This window comes from Butyrivibrio proteoclasticus P6B7, from assembly GCF_000622085.1.
Classification (GTDB): domain Bacteria; phylum Bacillota; class Clostridia; order Lachnospirales; family Lachnospiraceae; genus Butyrivibrio; species Butyrivibrio proteoclasticus_A.
The window spans coordinates 82,096-100,134 of sequence record NZ_JHWL01000005.1; the positions used below are offsets into that span (position 1 = coordinate 82,096).

At 43.7% G+C, this 18,039-nt stretch carries 15 protein-coding genes; 1 reads left to right on the forward strand and 14 read right to left on the reverse strand.

Annotated features, from left to right (window positions below; genetic code table 11):
- Positions 1-6 precede the first annotated feature (6 nt).
- Positions 7-1,398: a GGDEF domain-containing protein gene (locus T541_RS0106290; protein ID WP_026651893.1), complete on the forward strand. Its 1,392-nt coding sequence runs from the start codon at positions 7-9 to the stop codon at positions 1,396-1,398.
- A gap of 110 nt (positions 1,399-1,508) precedes the next feature.
- Here the strand turns inward: T541_RS0106290 and T541_RS0106295 are convergent, their stop codons facing one another.
- The 14 genes from T541_RS0106295 to T541_RS0106360 all read right to left on the reverse strand — a co-directional run bounded on the left by T541_RS0106295 (position 1,509) and on the right by T541_RS0106360 (position 18,033).
- Positions 1,509-1,805: an STAS domain-containing protein gene (locus T541_RS0106295; RefSeq protein ID WP_026651894.1), complete on the reverse strand. Its 297-nt coding sequence runs from the start codon at positions 1,803-1,805 to the stop codon at positions 1,509-1,511.
- A gap of 50 nt (positions 1,806-1,855) precedes the next feature.
- Positions 1,856-3,067, reverse strand: a complete 1,212-nt coding sequence (locus T541_RS0106300) for a hypothetical protein (protein WP_026651895.1) — start codon at positions 3,065-3,067, stop codon at positions 1,856-1,858.
- A gap of 64 nt (positions 3,068-3,131) precedes the next feature.
- Positions 3,132-5,354, reverse strand: a complete 2,223-nt coding sequence (locus tag T541_RS0106305) for a glycosyl hydrolase 115 family protein (RefSeq protein ID WP_034466337.1) — start codon at positions 5,352-5,354, stop codon at positions 3,132-3,134.
- A gap of 20 nt (positions 5,355-5,374) precedes the next feature.
- Positions 5,375-5,956 carry an ECF transporter S component gene (locus T541_RS0106310; protein ID WP_026651897.1) on the reverse strand — a complete coding sequence of 194 codons (582 nt, stop codon included), beginning with the start codon at positions 5,954-5,956 and terminating at the stop codon, positions 5,375-5,377.
- An 81-nt stretch (positions 5,957-6,037) separates the two neighbouring features.
- On the reverse strand, positions 6,038-6,928 hold the full coding sequence (locus T541_RS0106315) for a DegV family protein (protein ID WP_026651898.1): 891 nt from the start codon (positions 6,926-6,928) through the stop codon (positions 6,038-6,040).
- Positions 6,929-7,016: 88 nt separating this feature from the next.
- A complete protein-coding gene (locus tag T541_RS19000; protein ID WP_051538133.1) occupies positions 7,017-9,794 on the reverse strand; it encodes an FAD-dependent oxidoreductase in 2,778 nt (925 codons plus the stop codon).
- A gap of 157 nt (positions 9,795-9,951) precedes the next feature.
- Positions 9,952-10,821 (reverse strand): phosphoribosylaminoimidazolesuccinocarboxamide synthase, encoded by an 870-nt coding sequence (locus tag T541_RS0106325; RefSeq protein WP_026651899.1) that lies wholly within the window; start codon positions 10,819-10,821, stop codon positions 9,952-9,954.
- Between the two features lie 132 nt (positions 10,822-10,953).
- Entirely contained in the window at positions 10,954-12,594 is a 1,641-nt protein-coding gene (locus T541_RS0106330) for an ABC-F family ATP-binding cassette domain-containing protein (RefSeq protein WP_026651900.1), read from the reverse strand.
- A 214-nt stretch (positions 12,595-12,808) separates the two neighbouring features.
- A complete protein-coding gene (locus T541_RS0106335) occupies positions 12,809-13,828 on the reverse strand; it encodes a GGGtGRT protein (protein WP_026651902.1) in 1,020 nt (339 codons plus the stop codon).
- A gap of 22 nt (positions 13,829-13,850) precedes the next feature.
- On the reverse strand, positions 13,851-14,543 hold the full coding sequence (locus T541_RS0106340; RefSeq protein WP_022773289.1) for an iron-sulfur cluster assembly scaffold protein: 693 nt from the start codon (positions 14,541-14,543) through the stop codon (positions 13,851-13,853).
- A 266-nt stretch (positions 14,544-14,809) separates the two neighbouring features.
- Positions 14,810-16,153 (reverse strand): MATE family efflux transporter, encoded by a 1,344-nt coding sequence (locus tag T541_RS0106345; protein WP_026651903.1) that lies wholly within the window; start codon positions 16,151-16,153, stop codon positions 14,810-14,812.
- A 9-nt stretch (positions 16,154-16,162) separates the two neighbouring features.
- Positions 16,163-16,837 carry a UDP-N-acetylglucosamine pyrophosphorylase gene (locus T541_RS0106350; protein WP_026651904.1) on the reverse strand — a complete coding sequence of 225 codons (675 nt, stop codon included), beginning with the start codon at positions 16,835-16,837 and terminating at the stop codon, positions 16,163-16,165.
- 55 nt (positions 16,838-16,892) lie between these two features.
- Positions 16,893-17,738 (reverse strand): patatin-like phospholipase family protein, encoded by an 846-nt coding sequence (locus T541_RS0106355; protein ID WP_026651905.1) that lies wholly within the window; start codon positions 17,736-17,738, stop codon positions 16,893-16,895.
- A gap of 4 nt (positions 17,739-17,742) precedes the next feature.
- Positions 17,743-18,033, reverse strand: a complete 291-nt coding sequence (locus T541_RS0106360) for a hypothetical protein (RefSeq protein WP_026651906.1) — start codon at positions 18,031-18,033, stop codon at positions 17,743-17,745.
- Positions 18,034-18,039 lie beyond the last annotated feature (6 nt).

The window sequence follows — 18,039 nt, forward strand, 5'->3', positions numbered from 1 at the left end:
AAAATCGTGTCAACAAAGATGAGCTACGAAAACCTAAAGTCATTCGTAAACATGTGTGAGAGCCCATGCGCCGTCCTGTCTGTAAAAAAGAACCCAGATGGAAGCTGCGGTGAGATCATTATGGTTGCCACCAACGAAAAGTTCAGCATGACTGGAGAAGACGTTGAAGGAAAACCATACACAGAAAAAATCCCAAAGGATCCCAAGTTTGAGGACATATGCTTTAAAGCAGCCTGGCTTGGAGAAAGATATATTGGCTATGTTGACACCACCAGAACCTATGGCTTCTGGACAGAGAATATCACTCTCCCACTTTGTAAGGACGAGGAGAATAACATTGGATACTGTCAGTTTAGCTATTCATTAAGCAAAGAAATGGATGCTGGCAAATACGCCATCATTCCTCCTGATATTGCTTCTTTTGTCATTAGGACATGTCTTAATCTTAGAAAAGAGGATGACTTCTATTCAGCAATGAATGTTGTCACCAAGGATATCCGTGAATTCACTGACGCATTCTCCGCAAGTATCATGACAGTTACCAAGACTTTGTATAAGTTTGAGGTTGTAAGTGCTTCTGTCCACAACAATGCTGTATCTATCCACGAGATCTTTGATAACATTCCTTATGATGTTGTGGAATCCTGGGAAGGACTTATTGCAGACACAGACTGCATCATCATTAGAAACGAAGAGGATATGGTCCTTTACGAAAAGAAGGCCCCTGATTGGGTTAAGACCCTTAGAGCCAACGATGTTCATACCCTTTGCCTTGTTCCTTTCATACATCAGAACACAGTTATTGGATATCTTTTCCTTACTAACTTTGATGTAGCGAACCTTTCAAGAATTAAAGATACTGTTGAACTTGTATCTTTCTTCCTTGCTTCAGAAGCATCACACCATCTCCTTATCGAGAGGCTTAAACACGTAAGTAACATCGACTCCCGCACCGGAGTTCTCAATAGAAATGCCATGAACAATCAGGTTGATGAGCTTTCAATACAGCTACGAATGGCACCAAGAACCTTCAGCGTTGCATTCTGCTATCTTAATACTCTTAAGAACGTCAACGTAGTTCAAGGACATGACGCCGGTAACAACCTGCTTCAGGATGCAGGTAAAGTCCTTAAGGAAGTATTTAATGGCGATTATGTATACAGATCTTCTGGTGATGAGTTTGCTGTTATTTCCACCACCAGCTCTGAAGAGGAGTTTGAGGAAAAGGTTAATAAGTTAAAAGAAAGAGCCAGCGACCCGGATTGGTTATATTTCACAGTTGGTTACTACACAGATACCTCAGAAGGAAAGCTCCATACCGCCATGAGATTTGCCAACGAGTATGAGAGAGAGTTTAGGGATGACTTCTATTACAGCCACCCGGATATTGCAAAGTAATCTTCCCAGATAAATCATCATTCGAGACATACGCTGAATAAATAATAAGCATACAAAAAGGGCCTCACCAGATGCTAGCCATCTAAGTGAAGCCCTTTATTTATTTCTTTTTACTCGATATTAAGAATATCTGTAAAGCCTGTTACTTCAAAGATCTCCTTGATCTCTTCGCCAACATTCTTAACCAGCATACTGCCCTGCTTATTCATAACCTTTTGGGCTGATAAAAGAACTCTCAGGCCTGCAGAAGAAATGTACTCAAGCTTGGAGAAATCAAAGTTAAGCTCTTTAACGCTACCAAGTGTTGTCTTTAACATATCATCAAGTTCTGGAGCAGTTGTGGTATCAAGTCTTCCCTCTAATGCGATTGTAAGCTCATCACCGTTTTCGATCTTTTTGATTGTCATGTCTTTTCTCCCTTCGTTTTGTCCTTTACTATTCCAAACAATTACTGATATTATCCTTTACATTCGCAGATAATGGTCATGTCTACTCTATCGCCCTTAACACCTACAAGTACGTCTGTGGCAAGGCTTGCTACGATAGACTTTTCAAGTTCGTCCCAGGCCTCCTTAGCGCCCTCTTCGGTGTCCTTTTCATCAGAGAGGGAATCCTTATAATCATTTAAAGACCACATGATTCCACAATCCGGAGCCATTTCCATAACGCCGTACATACCCATGTTTCCATAGTCAATGTAGGTTCCACAATAAGTCTGGCTTAGCTTCATAACCTTTTCATAGTCAAGGATTCCGTTTTCTATAACGTCCATGACCTTGCCCATGAAGCCCTTTACATTCTCATTACGCCTTGAACTGGACATATCAAGGAAGTCCTGCTTCTTGTCGTAGTCCATCTGAGTTCTGGCTGTGAGCTTAAGACAATAGCTCTTTTTATATTTCTCAAACCAGATAACTGCAATGTAGTTGCCGGTCATGGCTGCCAGCATTCCCATGGTCTCCTCGAACAAGAGCTTAGCGTGAAGCTCATCCTCGTGGGACATTCCCAGCTCGCAGATAACATCCTCTGCCCTGTTAAGGGACTTGGCTGCTGCCTTTCCGGTTCCAGCAAAGATCTGATTTGATACGATCTTATCTCTTCCTGTAGAAACAAAGGCAAGGGAATCTGTAAAGTCCTTAACCACCGTCATTTCTACTTTGTTCTTTCTAACCTTGATCTCGATATCATCCGCCAGGTTGCCCACAAGGGATCTCTCCAGATCCTCCCAGGCCTCCATGGAGAACTTATCCTCTGCCTTTTTGGCTCTTAGCTTATCCTCGTATTCCTTTAAGGACCAGTCTGAATCCTGGCTGCTGTCCTTGATAAGGAAAAGAGATATCAGCTCTCCAAAAAATCCTTTCTCCTCAACCACCTGTCCACTGGTGGAAATAGAGCCCAGTTCCTTTTTGGTCTGATCGTCCATCTGTCCAATGGAAATCAGCTTAATGTTGGACAATCTATTTGTCCCCTCAAACCACAGTTCAAGGCTGTTGTTTGATATGATCGACTTGATGAGTCTTACAACCTCCTCCGTTAGTAGTCTGAATCTAAGTGCCTTCTTGCCGGATAGGTCTATATCCTTGAGGTAATCATCAAGTACCTCGTAAACTCTCTCTAAATCCTGCTCAAGTCCTGTGATTTTGATATGCTCTGACTTGCTATACTGCACAATTAGTCCCCCCTTCCTGTCACTATATACTAGTATAGCATCTTTATTGCACCAATATCGTAATTTAGATATTTTTTAGTTTCTTTTTCCTAATCTTGTCCGCGTACTCAATTATAAGTTCCCAAAGTTCCTCATCATTTAAGTGCTTCTTAACTCGAAGTATCAGATGTACCTTGTTTCCGCCTGCTCCCTCCTGGAACATGCGCTGCCATTTATAAAAGTGTGGGCCATCTCCCTGGAATCTCACGTAGCTCATAAGTCCCTTAAGCACGTAATAGGACTGGCGGATATCTGCTTCGCAGTCGTTATCAAAAAATCCCTTAAATACACCGTGCTCATGGCTTCGCATTCTGTCATAGCCCTCTTTAAAGGCTTTAGCCGCAAGTCCTGCCTCATAGAAAGCCTTTAAGTAGTCTGGACCGCCCTCTGCATCTTCCCCCTGGGAAATGCAGTCGATGACCTTATCCTCCGCCTTGTCCACATCTGCAGTGTCCTTCTTAAAATCTATAAGACAAGCTTCCAGTGCATTACAGGTATGGAGCGCTCCAAGACAGCTATAGTAGTTATATTCAACCTGCCAGATAAAGGTATCCTCCAGAGTCCTGTTCACAGCCCTTGAAATCTCAGATGAAACCTCCCTGCACTTTAAAAGGTATTCCTGGTAACCTCTGGTGGCTGGCTCTATCACCTTCTTATAGTCCTCGATCTGCTTCATAAGAGTCTTCTTATTGGAGAACCACAGCCATTCATCTGCCGCCCTTGTGGCAGATGGTTTCTGGGTGTTAAAAGAGCTAATAAAGCCCGTGGTAAGAACTCTGGCCCCGTGGTTAAAGAACTGTTCTCCCGCGTGGTCATCCTCATTAGGGCCATAGCTTGGAGCGTACTTAGGCCAAAGCTTGTATAGCTCCGCAATAACCTCTGAATACTTTTTGCCATAGTATCTGATGCAGTATGAGTTTCTGTAGTCGTCAACATATGCAGCTATCACATTATCAGGATTTTCTTTTTTCTCTTTATTCTTGGCTGAACTCTGTTTTGGTATTTCTAATCTTCCCCGCTTCCAATAATCTGCAATAAGTCCCAGTAAAAAAGCATGGGGCTTAATATTGGAGCAGTTGATGATCCAGAAATCATCAGCGTTTTTGTCAAAGACCTGATTTAGCTCTTTTATCACAAATTCAGGTGAGTTGGGAAGCATAGTCATCTGGGCTGCAGCCTGAAGGTCATAGAAGGATGCATGGTAATAGATGCCGTGCCTTCCCTTGGCCTCCTTAGGAAGAGCGTATACTCTTGGGTTGTGATTGCCCTGGCGCCTTGAAACCATCTTGCCAAAGCCGTTGTCTGCCCATATGAAGATCACATCTTCTGGAAGATCAATAAGTCCCTTTTGGTACAACTCCATGGTCTCTCCGTAGAGGTTGCTACAACAGATGGCGTCCTTATCAGCTTTTTTGACCATGTCGTACTGCTTGCGGATGAGACTACTGATGAGCTTGCCACGCTTTTCGTCTGTATCATAGGCCTTGTCATCTGCCCAGAAGGGTCTGTCTCCCTGACCTCTAAAGCCCAGGTTCCAGATTACTTTGTAGTTCTTTTGCTTTATAATGGCTTCCTTCCAAAGCTTCTCAAAAAGCTTAGGATACTTGTCGTAGGATGCCTCCAGATCAGGATAAGCTCTGGCGAACATCTCTGCTCCCAGTGGCTCTGCGTGATGGTGGGTTATCCACAGTCCCATCTTGCTGGCCAGCTCACAATATATGTGGGCGTTGGTATCTGTGCCTGGAATAGTCATGTTACCGCCGCAGCGAAGGAGGGTCTCAAAGGCCATCTCCCAGGCCTTTTCCTTGTCTTCTCCAAGGTTCCACTCATCAATAAGGACCTCGTCGTTGACAAACCAGCCTCGGAACTTAACCTTAAAGGGTTCTGACTGGTAGTGGTAGTCCTCAGGCACCTGGTAGCCATCTCTTTTATCAAAGCTCTGTTCATTCCAGAACCAGAATTCATCAACCCCAAGGAAAGACTTACTAATGTGGTACATTCCGTAGATAAAACCCAGGTCGTTGGAGGCCTCTACCATGAGCTCCCCGCCCTTTACCTCTATAACAAAACAATCAGGCTCTATGGATTTCTTTGCCAAGAGCCTGATATCTATGCCTTCCTTATTAGTTCTGTTACATGTGTTTAAGATGTCACGACCAAGCGAAGCCGCTGCCATTTCAAGGGCAGGACTGCGCAGATCCCCTAATATCCAAGAATTTGATGTGATAAGTATTTTTCTGTCTGACATGGTAACCCTCTCCCCGGCCATTAAGCCTCATTATTCTTCTTAGAATGATTAACAGCTACCATGATTATAAAGAAATATATGAACCCCACAAGGGCAGTTATAAACTGGAATATTGAAAATGTTGTCTGAAATACAGGCATCTTACCTCTAAGTGGGCTTTCCGCTGGAATAAAGGTTGGAAGGAGCCACAGGGATATGGTAAGGCCCATGAAAGCGCCCTTTATCAAAGCACACAAAACCGCTTTCACATAGCAGATCAAACTGTAGCCTCTCTTTGCTGGCTTTGCCATCTCCTTTTTAAGAAGAAAATGGATGGCTAATACAAATACAATGTTACCTGCTGCTATAAATGGAATAATAAGTGGAACCGCGTTCATCACCGGAGATGCGGCAATAAAATAAGCGGTAATTGGTGTAATAATACTAAGAATTATGGCGCAGGGAAGACCTGCCATGACCACCGCCAGGGCCAGACACAAATTGACAATTGGCCCCGTTACGAAAATACTGAGATTCTTAAATACCTGACTGATTATACAGATTGCCAGGAGAACTGCTGTGATTGTAATCTGTTTTACCCCAAAGCTACTATCTTTTTTCATATGATCCCCCTAATTAAATTACCTATATTTAATGATAATCTAAAAAAGAGTCAAAGAAAACAATTCTTTGACTCTAATTATTTATTCGTGGAAACGACAGTCCTCATCTCCAAAGAAGAAAAGAGCTACAGCACCAGGTCCAACGTGGGATCCAGTTACTGGTTCATAGCATACGCTAAGAATTTCCTTAGGTGGGTTCTGCTCATTTAAAAGATCTATGAGGTACTTGGTATCCTCATCGTTGTGAGCGCTGGCTATACCAACAATCTGCTCCTGTGGATTCTTAACGATCCTGTTGTAAATATCTGCCATGGCCTTGATGGCCTTCTTATTGCCGCGAACCTTATCGATGTTGATGATCTGTCCGTGCTCATTACCTCTAAGAATCGGTTTAAGGTTAAGAACTGTACCAATGATCATAGCTGCATTGGAAAGTCTTCCTGTTCTCTGAAGATGTCTTAAGCTATCCACAGTAAATACCTGATATACGCACTTACTCCACTTGGTAAGTTCTTCGTAGCACTCCTCAATGGAAAGGCCCTGTTTTCTGAGCTCGATTGCCTTAAACACTACGATTCCTTCTCCAAGAGAAGCTGCCTTGGTATCAAGCATCATGAACTTTCTGTCAGGGAAGTCCTCCTCCAGCATTTTCTTGGCAATAAGGGATGAATTATAGGCTCCGCTTATGCCTGAAGACATACCAACATAAAGAACGTCATAGCCATCCTGGGCAAACTTGGACATGCAGTCATAGTATGCCTGTGGGCTTACCTGAGATGTATTATAAAGGTGCCCCTCTCTAATCTCTGTGTAGTACTTGGCGCCATCAAAATTCTCTATATCATCACAATGTCTCTGATCAGACTCATTATCCTTGGGATAGAAAGTAAATGGAACCTGAGGGATGTCCTCGGGATCAAGAATACTCTTTGGAATATTACTGGATGTATCTGTTACTATTTTGAAACTCACTTTTTTCCTCCACAACATGTAGTTTTCATTACTATATAATACCACATGATAAAACCGGAGCCAATAGGATCATTGGCTCCGGTTGCTTTTAATCCTTTTTTCCTGCGATCTTGTTGATCACGATATTACCTGCGCGCTTTGCGGCGTATGGGCCAACCTTTTTAAGTTTGTCCTCTGCGCGAACCATTACGCTGGCTTCTGGGATATCTCTTGTAAGGTGGATGGCATCGAACTCGCACTTGGTTGTGCAAAGGCCGCAGCCAATACATCTGTTAACATCTACTGTTGTAGCACCACATCCAAGACATCGGGATGCCTCAGTCTTAACCTGCTGCTCTGTGAAGGTAAGTCTAAGGTCATCAAAGGTCTCCTTGGCTACTCCGGCTTTTTTACCAGGAATCTGTCTCTTGGCATTATCAAAGCCTTCCACAAGGATGTCGTCCTTATCAAGCTCAACAAATTCTCTTCTGTCACGGGCAAGATCAAGTCTATTGCCCTTGTGGACGAATCTGTTGATGGATACCATACCTTCTCTACCACCTGCAATTGCATCGATGGCAAATCTTGCTCCGGTAAATACATCACCGCCTACAAAGATATCAGGCTCTGCAGTCTGTCTTGTAAGCTTGTCAGCAATGGCTGTTCCATTTCTGTTAAGCTCAACCTTGGTTCCATCAAGAAGGTTACCCCACTGAACGGACTGACCAATTGAAAGAAGAAGGTTCTCACAAGGAATCTCTATTGTGTCCTCTTCATCATACTTAGGGCTGAATCTGTGCTCTTCGTCAAATACGCTTGTGCAGCGCTTAAAGATAACAGACTTAACATGGCCGTTCTCTGTAACAACTTCCTTAGGACCCCAGCCGTTCTTAACTTCGATGCCCTCTTCCTTAGCCTCTTCTACTTCGTCCTTGGCTGCTGGCATTTCCTTTTCGCTTTCAAGGCAGAGCATTGTAACCTTGGTGCTGCCTGCTCTTACTGCAGTTCTGGCTACGTCTATAGCAACGTTACCACCACCTACTACAACAGTCTCGCCATTAAGCTTAATGCTGTGATCCTGGTTAATGCTGCGAAGGAAATCAACACCTGTCTGAACTCCCTTGGCATCCTCACCTGGAACTCCTGCAAGTCTTCCGCCCTGCATACCAATAGCTACAAAGAAAGCCTTGTAGCCTTCCTTACGAAGCTGGTCAATAGTAATATCCTTACCAACCTCAACTCCGCACTTAAACTCAACGCCCATCTGTCTGATAACATCGATCTCAGCGTCGATTATATCCTTTTCAAGACGATAGCTTGGAATACCGTTCATAAGCATTCCGCCAGGTCTTTTCTCTTTTTCAAATACTGTTACAGGATAGCCGTCTCTTCTAAGGAAGTAAGCACAGGAAAGACCTGCTGGGCCACCACCAATTACAGCTACCTTATAGTCATCTGACCACATACCACCATCGTGCTTCTCACAAAGTGGAACATAGCGGTCCTTACTCTTAAGATCCAGTGAAGAGATAAACTTCTTGATCTCATCTATAGCAAGAGGCTGATCAATTGTGCCTCTTGTGCAGGCATCCTCACAACGTCTGTTGCAGACAGCGCCGCAGATATATGGGAACGGATTATCCTGCTTGATAAGCTTAAGGGCGTCATCGTATCTACCCTCTGAAGCCATCTTGATATAGCCCTGAACTGAAAGGTGCACAGGACAAGCAGTCTTACAAGGTGCTGTTCCTGTCTCATAGCAGTTGATCTTGGCATCGTCTCTGTAGTTATAGTTCCACTTCTCTGGGCCCCAGTTCTTCTTATCAGGAAGCTCTGTCTTAGGGTAAGTAACTTCACTTCCGTCCTTCTTGCAGAGCTTCTGTCCCAGCTTGGCTGCGCCAACAGGGCAGACCTCTACGCATTTACCACAGGCAACACACTTATCCTTTTCCACGTGAGCTCTATAAGCAGAAGCAGACATGTTAGGTGTGTTGAAGAGCTGTGAAGTTCTAAGGGCATTGCAGACACCAGGTGCACAGTTACAGATGGCAACAATCTTGCCCTCACCATCTATGTTAGTGATCTGGTGAACATAGCCGTGTCTCTCAGCTCTTTCAAGGATCTCGTATACTTCCTCCTTGGTGACATAGTGACCGATTCCACGACTATCCATATATTCAGCCATATCGCCCATTCCGATACAGTAGTCACCGCGGATCTCACCACTTCCCTCTCCGCGCATTGCCTGCTGCTTACGGCATGAGCACTCAGAAATACCGTATTTATCATACATATCGATCCAGCGAGAAAGGTGCTCAACTGGAACAGACTCGTTCTCCAGCTTAATGGCCTTCTCAACAGGAATGACATGCATTCCAACACCAGCTCCTCCTGGAGGTACCATCTGAGTAATTCCTGCCAAAGGAAGCTGAGTCATAAGGTTAAAGAAGGTAGCAAGCTGAGGATACTCGTCTGTAAGCTTATCCTGCATCATCATAAACTCTGCAGAGCCAGGTACGAAAATAGGAAGTTCGTACTGCTTGTGTTTATCCGGTGTCTTAGCTCTGTTCATCTCGATGATACCGATCCACACAAGACGATCCACCATCTGCTGCGTCTTCTCGATAGGCATCTTATTCATTTGTGCCAGTTCCTCAATTGAGTAAGGAACTCTTGTCTTTTTGAAATTTAAAAGAAATTTGATCTGCTCCTTGTCAAAGATCATATCCAACATCCAGTACTCTGGATCACGGTTGTTGATCTTCTTAGTGAGCTTTTTGACGTAGCGGTCTGTAATAAGGGTAGCAAGCTTAAGAACAAGCTTCTCCTTCTCTTTGTCCGGTGCTACGTAGTTAGGGTCCTGCCAATAATCATTCTCGTTGATCATTGGATCCCCGAGTTTCCACTCTTTAACGTTTGTTGCCATAAAAAATCCCCTTTGTAAAAAATAATATATGTCACCCTGAAAATTATTGTAACCTATCCCAGTTTTTTATGCCACAAAAAAAAGAGCCAAAGGGCGTTTCCCTCTGGCTCTCTTGATCTTAGAGCTCTGAACCTGTGAGAAGCTTGTAAGCTTCAAGGTACTTGGCTATTGTCTTATCGATTACATCCTGTGGAAGGTTGTAGTCGCTGTCTGGATTAGCCTTAAGCCAGTTACGAACGAACTGCTTGTCGAAGGATGGCTGATCATGGCCTTCCTCGTAACCTTCTACTGGCCAGAAGCGTGAGCTGTCTGGTGTAAGCATTTCATCTGCGATAAGAACTTCGCCGTTTTCATCGATACCAAACTCGAACTTGGTATCTGCAATGATGATGCCCTTTGTAAGTGCATAGTCAGCGCACTTCTTGTAAAGAGCGATTGTATAATCACGGATCTTGGTTGCGTAATCAAGACCATGTCCTGGGAATTCCTTTTCAAGAACCTCTACGCTGCGGTCGAAGTCGATGTTCTCATCGTGATCACCGATCTCAGCCTTAGTTGATGGTGTGTAGATTGGTTCAGGAAGCTTACCACATTCCTTAAGACCTTCTGGAAGCTTGATGCCACAAACTGTTCCGTTCTCTTTATAGCTTGCCCAACCACTTCCTGTGATGTATCCACGAACGATACACTCAACAGGGATCATTGTAAGCTTTTTGCATAGCATGCTGTTGCCTGTAAACTCTGGCTGTCTGAAATACTCTGGCATGTCAGCGTTATCAACGCTTACCATGTGATTCTTAACGATGTCCTTAGTATAGTCGAACCAAAATCTGGACATCTGAGTTAAAACTGTGCCCTTCTTAGTTACCTTGTTCTTAAGGATAACATCAAAGGCTGAAATTCTGTCAGTTGCAACCATGATAAGGTTCTCCCCGATATCATAGATTTCTCTGACTTTTCCTTCTTTTACTGGCTTAAATTCCTGCATGCTTTTCTCCTCCACAATTCATATAACTCGTTTATGTGTAACCATTAAGGCAGTTACCGGTAATGTATTGCAAAACTCTCATGCTAAACCAATTTAACTCATCACATGGCTAGCATGGTCCCCATAGGAAAATCAGTCGTCTTCCTCTTCCTCAGCGGCAGTGTTATAAACTGTACGCTTTCTAGCCATTTCATCATTTTCAAGGTACTCATCGTATGTAGAACGCTTATCAACAAGTGTTCCATCTGGAAGGATCTCCATGATTCTGTTGGCAGTTGTCTGAACTACCTGGTGGTCACGGCAGGCAAAAAGCTCAACGCCTGGGAACTTGATCATTCCATCATTAAGTGCGGAAATTGATTCCATATCAAGGTGGTTAGTTGGCTCATCAAAGATGAGGCAGTTAGCACCACTGATCATCATCTTGGAAAGAAGGCATCTAACCTTCTCACCTCCGGAAAGGACCTTAACCTTCTTAACTCCGTCCTCACCGGCAAAGAGCATACGTCCAAGGAAGCCTCTTACATATGTTGCATCCTTGATCTCAGAATAGCCTGTAAGCCACTCTGTAATAGTGTAGTCATTGTCGAATTCCTTAGTATTATCCTTAGGGAAGTAAGCCTGGGATGTTGTTACGCCCCACTTATAGGTTCCCTCATCTGGCTCAATCTCGCCTGTAAGGATCTGGAAAAGAGTTGTCTTAGCAAGCTCATTACCACCTACAAAAGCGATCTTATCCTCTCTCTGAACTACGAAGGAAATGTTATCAAGAACCTTCTCTCCGTTGATAGTCTTGCTGATTCCATCAACTGTAAGAACCTCGTTACCGATCTCACGGTCTGGTCTGAAGTCGATGTATGGATACTTACGGCTTGAAGGCTTGATTGTATCAAGCTCGATCTTCTCAAGAGCCTTCTTACGGGAAGTAGCCTGCTTAGACTTACTTGCGTTAGCAGAGAAACGAGCGATGAACTCTTTGAGCTCTTTGATCTGCTCTTCCTTCTTCTTATTGGCTTCCTTCATCTGACGAATCATGAGCTGACTTGACTCGTACCAGAAGTCGTAGTTACCAGCATAGAGCTGGATCTTACCATAATCTATATCTGCGATGTAAGTACAAACCTTGTTAAGGAAGTAACGGTCATGGGATACTACGATGACTGTATTCTCGAAGTTGATAAGGAACTCCTCAAGCCATGCGATAGCATCAAGATCAAGGTGGTTAGTAGGCTCGTCCAGAAGAAGAATATCTGGATTACCAAAAAGAGCTCTTGCAAGAAGAACCTTAACCTTCTGAGCACCATCCAAGTCCTTCATAAGCTTGTAGTGGTGTTCTGTCTCAATTCCAAGACCATTAAGAAGTGACTCAGCATCTGACTCAGCTTCCCAACCATTCATTTCAGCAAACTCAGCCTCAAGCTCACTGGCACGGATTCCATCTTCATCAGAGAAATCTTCCTTGGCATAGATTGCATCCTTCTCATTCTTGATCTCGAAAAGACGAGCGTTACCTGCGATAACAGTATCAAGAACTACCTGATCATCATACTTGAAGTGATCCTGTTCAAGGAATGAAAGACGCTCTCCGTCAGAGATAACTACATCACCATTAGTAGTCTCGATCTGACCTGAAAGAATCTTAAGAAATGTAGACTTACCAGCACCGTTGGCACCAATGATACCGTAGCAGTTGCCTGGTGTGAATTTAATGTTAACTTCTTCAAAAAGAGCCTTCTTACCAACTCTTAAGGTTACGTTATTTGCACTAATCATCTAAAAAATAACCTCACATATCTATTAAAACTTACTTTGCAACAGTTCGTATTATATTGGAAAGAGCTATATTTTGCAACCATCAACATGTACAAAAAAACACCCGGAGAGAAATCTCCGGGTAATTTTACAATATGGAAGTTCGACTCTCGCTAACGCTCGATCGAACGACTATGCTCACTAGATTCGAAAAAACCTCATCAAGTGATCAAAATCAGAACTTACCAGCCTTTGCAGCCTCTTCGATTGAAACGGCTGTAGAAACAGTCATACCAACCATAGGGTTGTTACCAGCTCCGATAAGACCCATCATCTCAACGTGAGCAGGAACTGAAGATGAACCTGCGAACTGAGCATCTGAGTGCATACGTCCCATAGTATCTGTCATACCATAAGAAGCTGGGCCTGCTGCCATGTTATCTGGGTGAAGTGTACGTCCTGTACCGCCGCCTGAAGCAACTGAGAAGTACTTCTTACCAGCCTCTGTACGCTCCTTCTTATATGTACCTGCAACTGGGTGCTGGAATCTTGTAGGGTTAGTTGAGTTACCTGTGATAGATACGTCAACGTTCTCCTTCCACATGATTGCAACGCCTTCCTGTACATCGTTAGCACCGTAGCAGTTAACCTTAGCACGTGGTGAGTTAGCATCCTTAGAGTAGCACTTTCTGAATACTTCCTTAACCTCACCTGTGTAGTAATCGTACTCAGTCTCAATATATGTGAAACCGTTGATACGAGAAATGATCTGAGCTGCATCCTTACCAAGACCGTTAAGGATAACTCTAAGAGGTTTCTGACGAACCTTGTTAGCCTTCTCTGCGATACCGATAGCACCCTCAGCTGCTGCGAATGACTCGTGACCAGCAAGGAATGCGAAGCACTCTGTATCCTCTTCAAGAAGCATCTTACCAAGGTTACCATGTCCAAGACCAACCTTACGACGATCAGCAACTGATCCAGGAATACAGAAAGCCTGAAGACCAATACCGATTGCTGCAGCTGCATCAGCAGCCTTTCTGCAGTTCTTCTTAATAGCGATAGCAGCACCTACTGTGTAAGCCCACTTAGCGTTCTCAAAGCAGATTGGCTGAATGCCTTCGATAAGGCTGTATACGTCAATGCCAGCTGCCATTGTAATCTCTTTACACTCTTCGATAGAAGAAATTCCATACTCCTTAAGGCAAGCCAGGATCTGGGGCTCTCTTCTTTCATATGATTCAAATAAAGCCATTTTTATTATTCCTCCTTACCTATTACTCGTGTCTTGGATCGATGCAACGAACTGCATCAGCAACACGTCCATACTGTCCCTTAGCCTTCTCAAGAGCTGTGTTAGCGTCGTCACCAGCCTTGATGAAGTCCATCATCTTACCAAAGTTAACATACTTGTATCCGATGATCTCGTCGTTCTCATCAAGAGCGATATCTGTGATGTAACCATCTGTAAGCTCAAGATAACGAGGTCCCTTCTCAAGTGTTCCGTAAGTTGTACCAACCATTGAACGGTTACCCTTACCAAGATCCTCAAGACCAGCACCGATCTGAAGTCCATCCTCTGAGAATGCAGACTGTGTTCTTCCGTAAACGATCTGAAGGAAGAGCTCTCTCATAGCTGTGTTGATAGCATCACAAACAAGGTCTGTGTTAAGAGCCTCAAGAACTGTAAGTCCTGGAAGGATCTCAGATGCCATAGCAGCAGAATGAGTCATACCTGAGCAACCAATTGTCTCTACAAGAGCTTCCTGGATGATACCATCCTTAACGTTAAGGGAAAGCTTGCAGCAACCCTGCTGAGGAGCACACCAGCCAATACCATGTGTATAGCCTGAAATGTCCTTTATCTCTTTTGACTTAACCCACTTAGCCTCTTCCGGAATGGGAGCAGCGCCATGGTGTACCCCTTGTGTTACAGGGCACATGTTTTTTACCTCTGTTGAGTAAATCATGTGAAAAATCTCCTTTCGTATTGTAAAGTAACTTTCATTACTTACTACTTAATTAGACTGGCCTATGCATATTAGCCATTATATGCAGCCATAGAATTGGTGCTAAAAGAAATATCCCAAAAACACCATACTTATTTTTACACAAATCCTCTATTTATTCAATGTTTTTTTTTTAACAAATCCCGTGTTTGCTAAAGCAAAAAGCCAAAAACAAAGCCGATACCAACAAGTATCGGCTAATGCTTTAATTCTTAAATTTTTATTATCTACTTGGTCAGGTCCTGAACCCACTTATATTTCTTAAGTCTTACCATAACCCATGGGATCTTGCCCACTTCATCAAGACAGGTGCAGGCATATACAGCAAATACGTGCCAGTGGAATACGAAAGCTCCAAGAAGAGCCAGTGGAATGGCAATAACCCACATGCACACCGCCAGAGAATACATATCAAACACCGTATCTCCGCCTCCATCCAGAACTCCGTTGATGGCCACGGTATTGACGCACCTTCCTATCATATATACAGCCATAATGATCATCATTCCAACAAGATAATATCTTGCTTCATCAGTTAAGATCACCATTCTCACAACTAAAGGTGTGATCAAAAGAACAAATCCTGTAGAAACAAAGCCTATAACATAGGAAATCTTCACAAGCTTGATACCGTAGGCCTTACCCTTTTCAAGGTTGCCGGCTCCAAACTCATAGCCCACCATAATCCCGGCGGCACTTCCGATACCGTTACATACGCAGCAGATAAGGTCCCTGACTACAGATGCGATGGAATTGGCAGCTGCAGCATTCTCTCCCATGTGGCCTATAATGGCTGTATAGGATGTAAATCCAACGCCCCAGAGCATTGATCCTCCAAGAAGAGGAATACACTGCTTAAAGAAATCCTGAATAAGTCCAGGCTTCTTATCAAAGAAGGTCTTAAGCTCCGGCCTGATGTAATCCTTCCTATAGGAAAAAGAAATACATAACGCCAGCTCAATAATTCTGGCCAGGGTTGTGGCAAGGGCAGCTCCCTTAACTCCCATGGCAGGGCAAAACAAAAGTCCAAAGATAAAAACAGCATTAAGGACAATGTTAATAACCACAGCTCCGGAACTAATGAAGGCGCTGACAGGCACATGGTCTGAAACCTTCATAATAGTAAGATAACACTGGGATATTCCTGTAAGAAGGTAGGAATAACCAGCTATCCTAAGGTAGCTGCAGCCAAGGGCATTGAGCTTATCACTTCCTGTAAAAATAGCCATAAGGTACTGAGGAAAGAACTCACAACCAATGAAAAACAGGATTGAAACCCCGATACAGAGTCTTAACATAATATGGAAAAGGTTCTCTAAAGTTCTTTTATCACCCTTTCCAAAATACTGGGCTCCCAGAATGGCCCCGGCTCCAGTCACAGAATATATCACCATATTCTGGACAAACTGGATCTGAGTGGCCAGAGAAACGCTGGTCATCTCATCCTGTCCAACTCTCCCCAGCATAAGGGCATCCCCTGCTGCCACCAAAGCCAGCATAAGGCTCTGGATAGCTATAGGAAACGCCAGGCCAAACAGCCTTTTATAAAACTTATCATTCTCAATCTTCATAAATAGAAATTAGTCCTCGACCTTCTTAACAACGTGGTCCTTGTCCTTAAAGATGTGGTAAGCAGGGATGCATCCGCGAACAGATGAAAGTGGATATACGTTGCACCATCTTCCAATAACTGTTCCAGGATTAAGAACTGAATTGCAGCCAACCTCAACGTTATCGCCAAGCATAGCACCCATCTTCTTAAGGCCTGTCTCTACCTGGTCATCAGCACCGTTCTTTACAACGATGAGCTTCTTGTCACTCTTAACGTTGGATGTGATGGAGCCAGCGCCCATGTGAGCCTTGAAGCCCAGGATAGAATCACCAACGTAGTTGTAGTGAGGAACCTGAACCTTGTTAAAAAGAATTACATTCTTAAGCTCAGTGGAATTGCCTACAACAGCACCCTTACCAACGATGGCGCTGCCTCTGATGAAGGCACACTGTCTTATCTCTGCATCCTCATCGATGATACATGGTCCCCCGATGTAAGCAGAATCAAAGACCTTGGCGCTCTTGGCAACCCAAACGTTCTCGCCTCTTTTTTCAAACTTATCTGCAGGAAGTGAGTTACCAAGCTCTATGATATAGTCCTTGATACCTGCAAGAAGCTCCCAGGGATACTCCTTGGTCTTCATATAGTCTGCAGCGATTGTCTCGTTTAAATCATACATATTAGAAATCTTAAATTCTTCCATTACTACTTTCCTCTTTCTTATTAGATCTTTCAAAAGACATCTAACTTAACAGGTCTTACTCATTGACCCAGGTCTTCTTTTTAAGGAATTCCTTGGCTGCAACTCTTCCCAGGTCATATACCCTTTGAAGATTGTCCTTATTCTTTTCCATGGCTCCGATATGAAGTGGCTCCTTAGGTCTTATAACAAGGACGTTACCCAGTTCTTCCTGCTGTCTTATATAATCCTTTTCCTCATTATACATAAGATATCTGTTTCTCATAGTTTCAATCATCTTAGGATATTTACTTAAAAAGAGACCGATAATTCCCATGTGTTTCTGAGGCTCCTTGCGGTATTCCAGAGGCTGAGTCTCAATGACAAGAATCTGGTCATATCCCTGATCCTCCATGAACTTAAGAGGAATAGAGTCACTCATACCACCATCCAGGTACTTACCGCCTTCAATCTTAACAGGTCTTGAGAACACTGGCATGGAGGCTGAAGCCTGAATCCAGATGATGTCATCCTTCTGACCTGTAGTGCACTTGTGGTACACAGCCTTTCCTGTCTCTACATCAGTAGCCACGCAGTAGAACTCCATAGGGTTCTCTTTAAAGGCCTTAATATCCCATCTGTCCAGCTTGTAAGGAAGCTCGTCGTAGCAGAAGGAAACATTGTAAAGATCTCCTGTCCTAAACCAGCTGCTCCAGCTGCAATAGCGCTTGTCACCGCAATACTTTCTGTTATATCTAAGGGCTCTTCCTATCTGCCTTGACTTAATGTTGCAGCCAAAGGTGGCGCCAGCCGACACTCCCACTGCTCCGTCAAAAGAGATCCCTTCTTCCATGAAGACGTCCAAAACGCCACAGGTAAACATACCTCTCATGGCACCGCCTTCAAGTACTAATCCTCTTTTCATGTAATTACCCCTGCTGTCCGTTAGCCTGTCTTATCATGTCCTCAACAACGATGTCGTAGATCTCGCCTACTGTATTGCAATACTCTAAAACCTTCCAAGGCTCATTGGTATGGAAGTGGATCTTAACAAGATCTTCGTCTCCTGCTGCAATAAGTGAATTGCCCTCGAAGTTCTCTGTGATGTAATCTGCAATCTCATCCTCATCAAGGTCCTTGTCTCTTCTGTCAATTAAAAGCTGAGTATCATAGCGATACGCAAACTGATCGTCCTCTGCATCAATACTGTTTACACCCATTTCTTT

Excerpts from the sequence above, each read along its gene's own strand:
- T541_RS0106340 (WP_022773289.1), bottom strand. The coding sequence starts at position 14,543 with ATGATTTACTCAACAGAGGTAAAAAACATGTGCCCTGTAACACAAGGG.
- T541_RS0106355 (WP_026651905.1), bottom strand. The coding sequence starts at position 17,738 with ATGAAAAGAGGATTAGTACTTGAAGGCGGTGCCATGAGAGGTATGTTT.
- T541_RS0106335 (WP_026651902.1), bottom strand. The coding sequence starts at position 13,828 with ATGGCTTTATTTGAATCATATGAAAGAAGAGAGCCCCAGATCCTGGCT.
- T541_RS19000 (WP_051538133.1), bottom strand. The coding sequence starts at position 9,794 with ATGATCAACGAGAATGATTATTGGCAGGACCCTAACTACGTAGCACCG.
- T541_RS0106295 (WP_026651894.1), bottom strand. The coding sequence starts at position 1,805 with ATGACAATCAAAAAGATCGAAAACGGTGATGAGCTTACAATCGCATTA.
- T541_RS0106305 (WP_034466337.1), bottom strand. The coding sequence starts at position 5,354 with ATGTCAGACAGAAAAATACTTATCACATCAAATTCTTGGATATTAGGG.
- T541_RS0106325 (WP_026651899.1), bottom strand. The coding sequence starts at position 10,821 with ATGCAGGAATTTAAGCCAGTAAAAGAAGGAAAAGTCAGAGAAATCTAT.
- T541_RS0106350 (WP_026651904.1), bottom strand. The coding sequence starts at position 16,837 with ATGGAAGAATTTAAGATTTCTAATATGTATGATTTAAACGAGACAATC.
- T541_RS0106310 (WP_026651897.1), bottom strand. The coding sequence starts at position 5,956 with ATGAAAAAAGATAGTAGCTTTGGGGTAAAACAGATTACAATCACAGCA.
- T541_RS0106360 (WP_026651906.1), bottom strand. The coding sequence starts at position 18,033 with ATGGGTGTAAACAGTATTGATGCAGAGGACGATCAGTTTGCGTATCGC.
- T541_RS0106330 (WP_026651900.1), bottom strand. The coding sequence starts at position 12,594 with ATGATTAGTGCAAATAACGTAACCTTAAGAGTTGGTAAGAAGGCTCTT.
- T541_RS0106345 (WP_026651903.1), bottom strand. The coding sequence starts at position 16,153 with ATGAAGATTGAGAATGATAAGTTTTATAAAAGGCTGTTTGGCCTGGCG.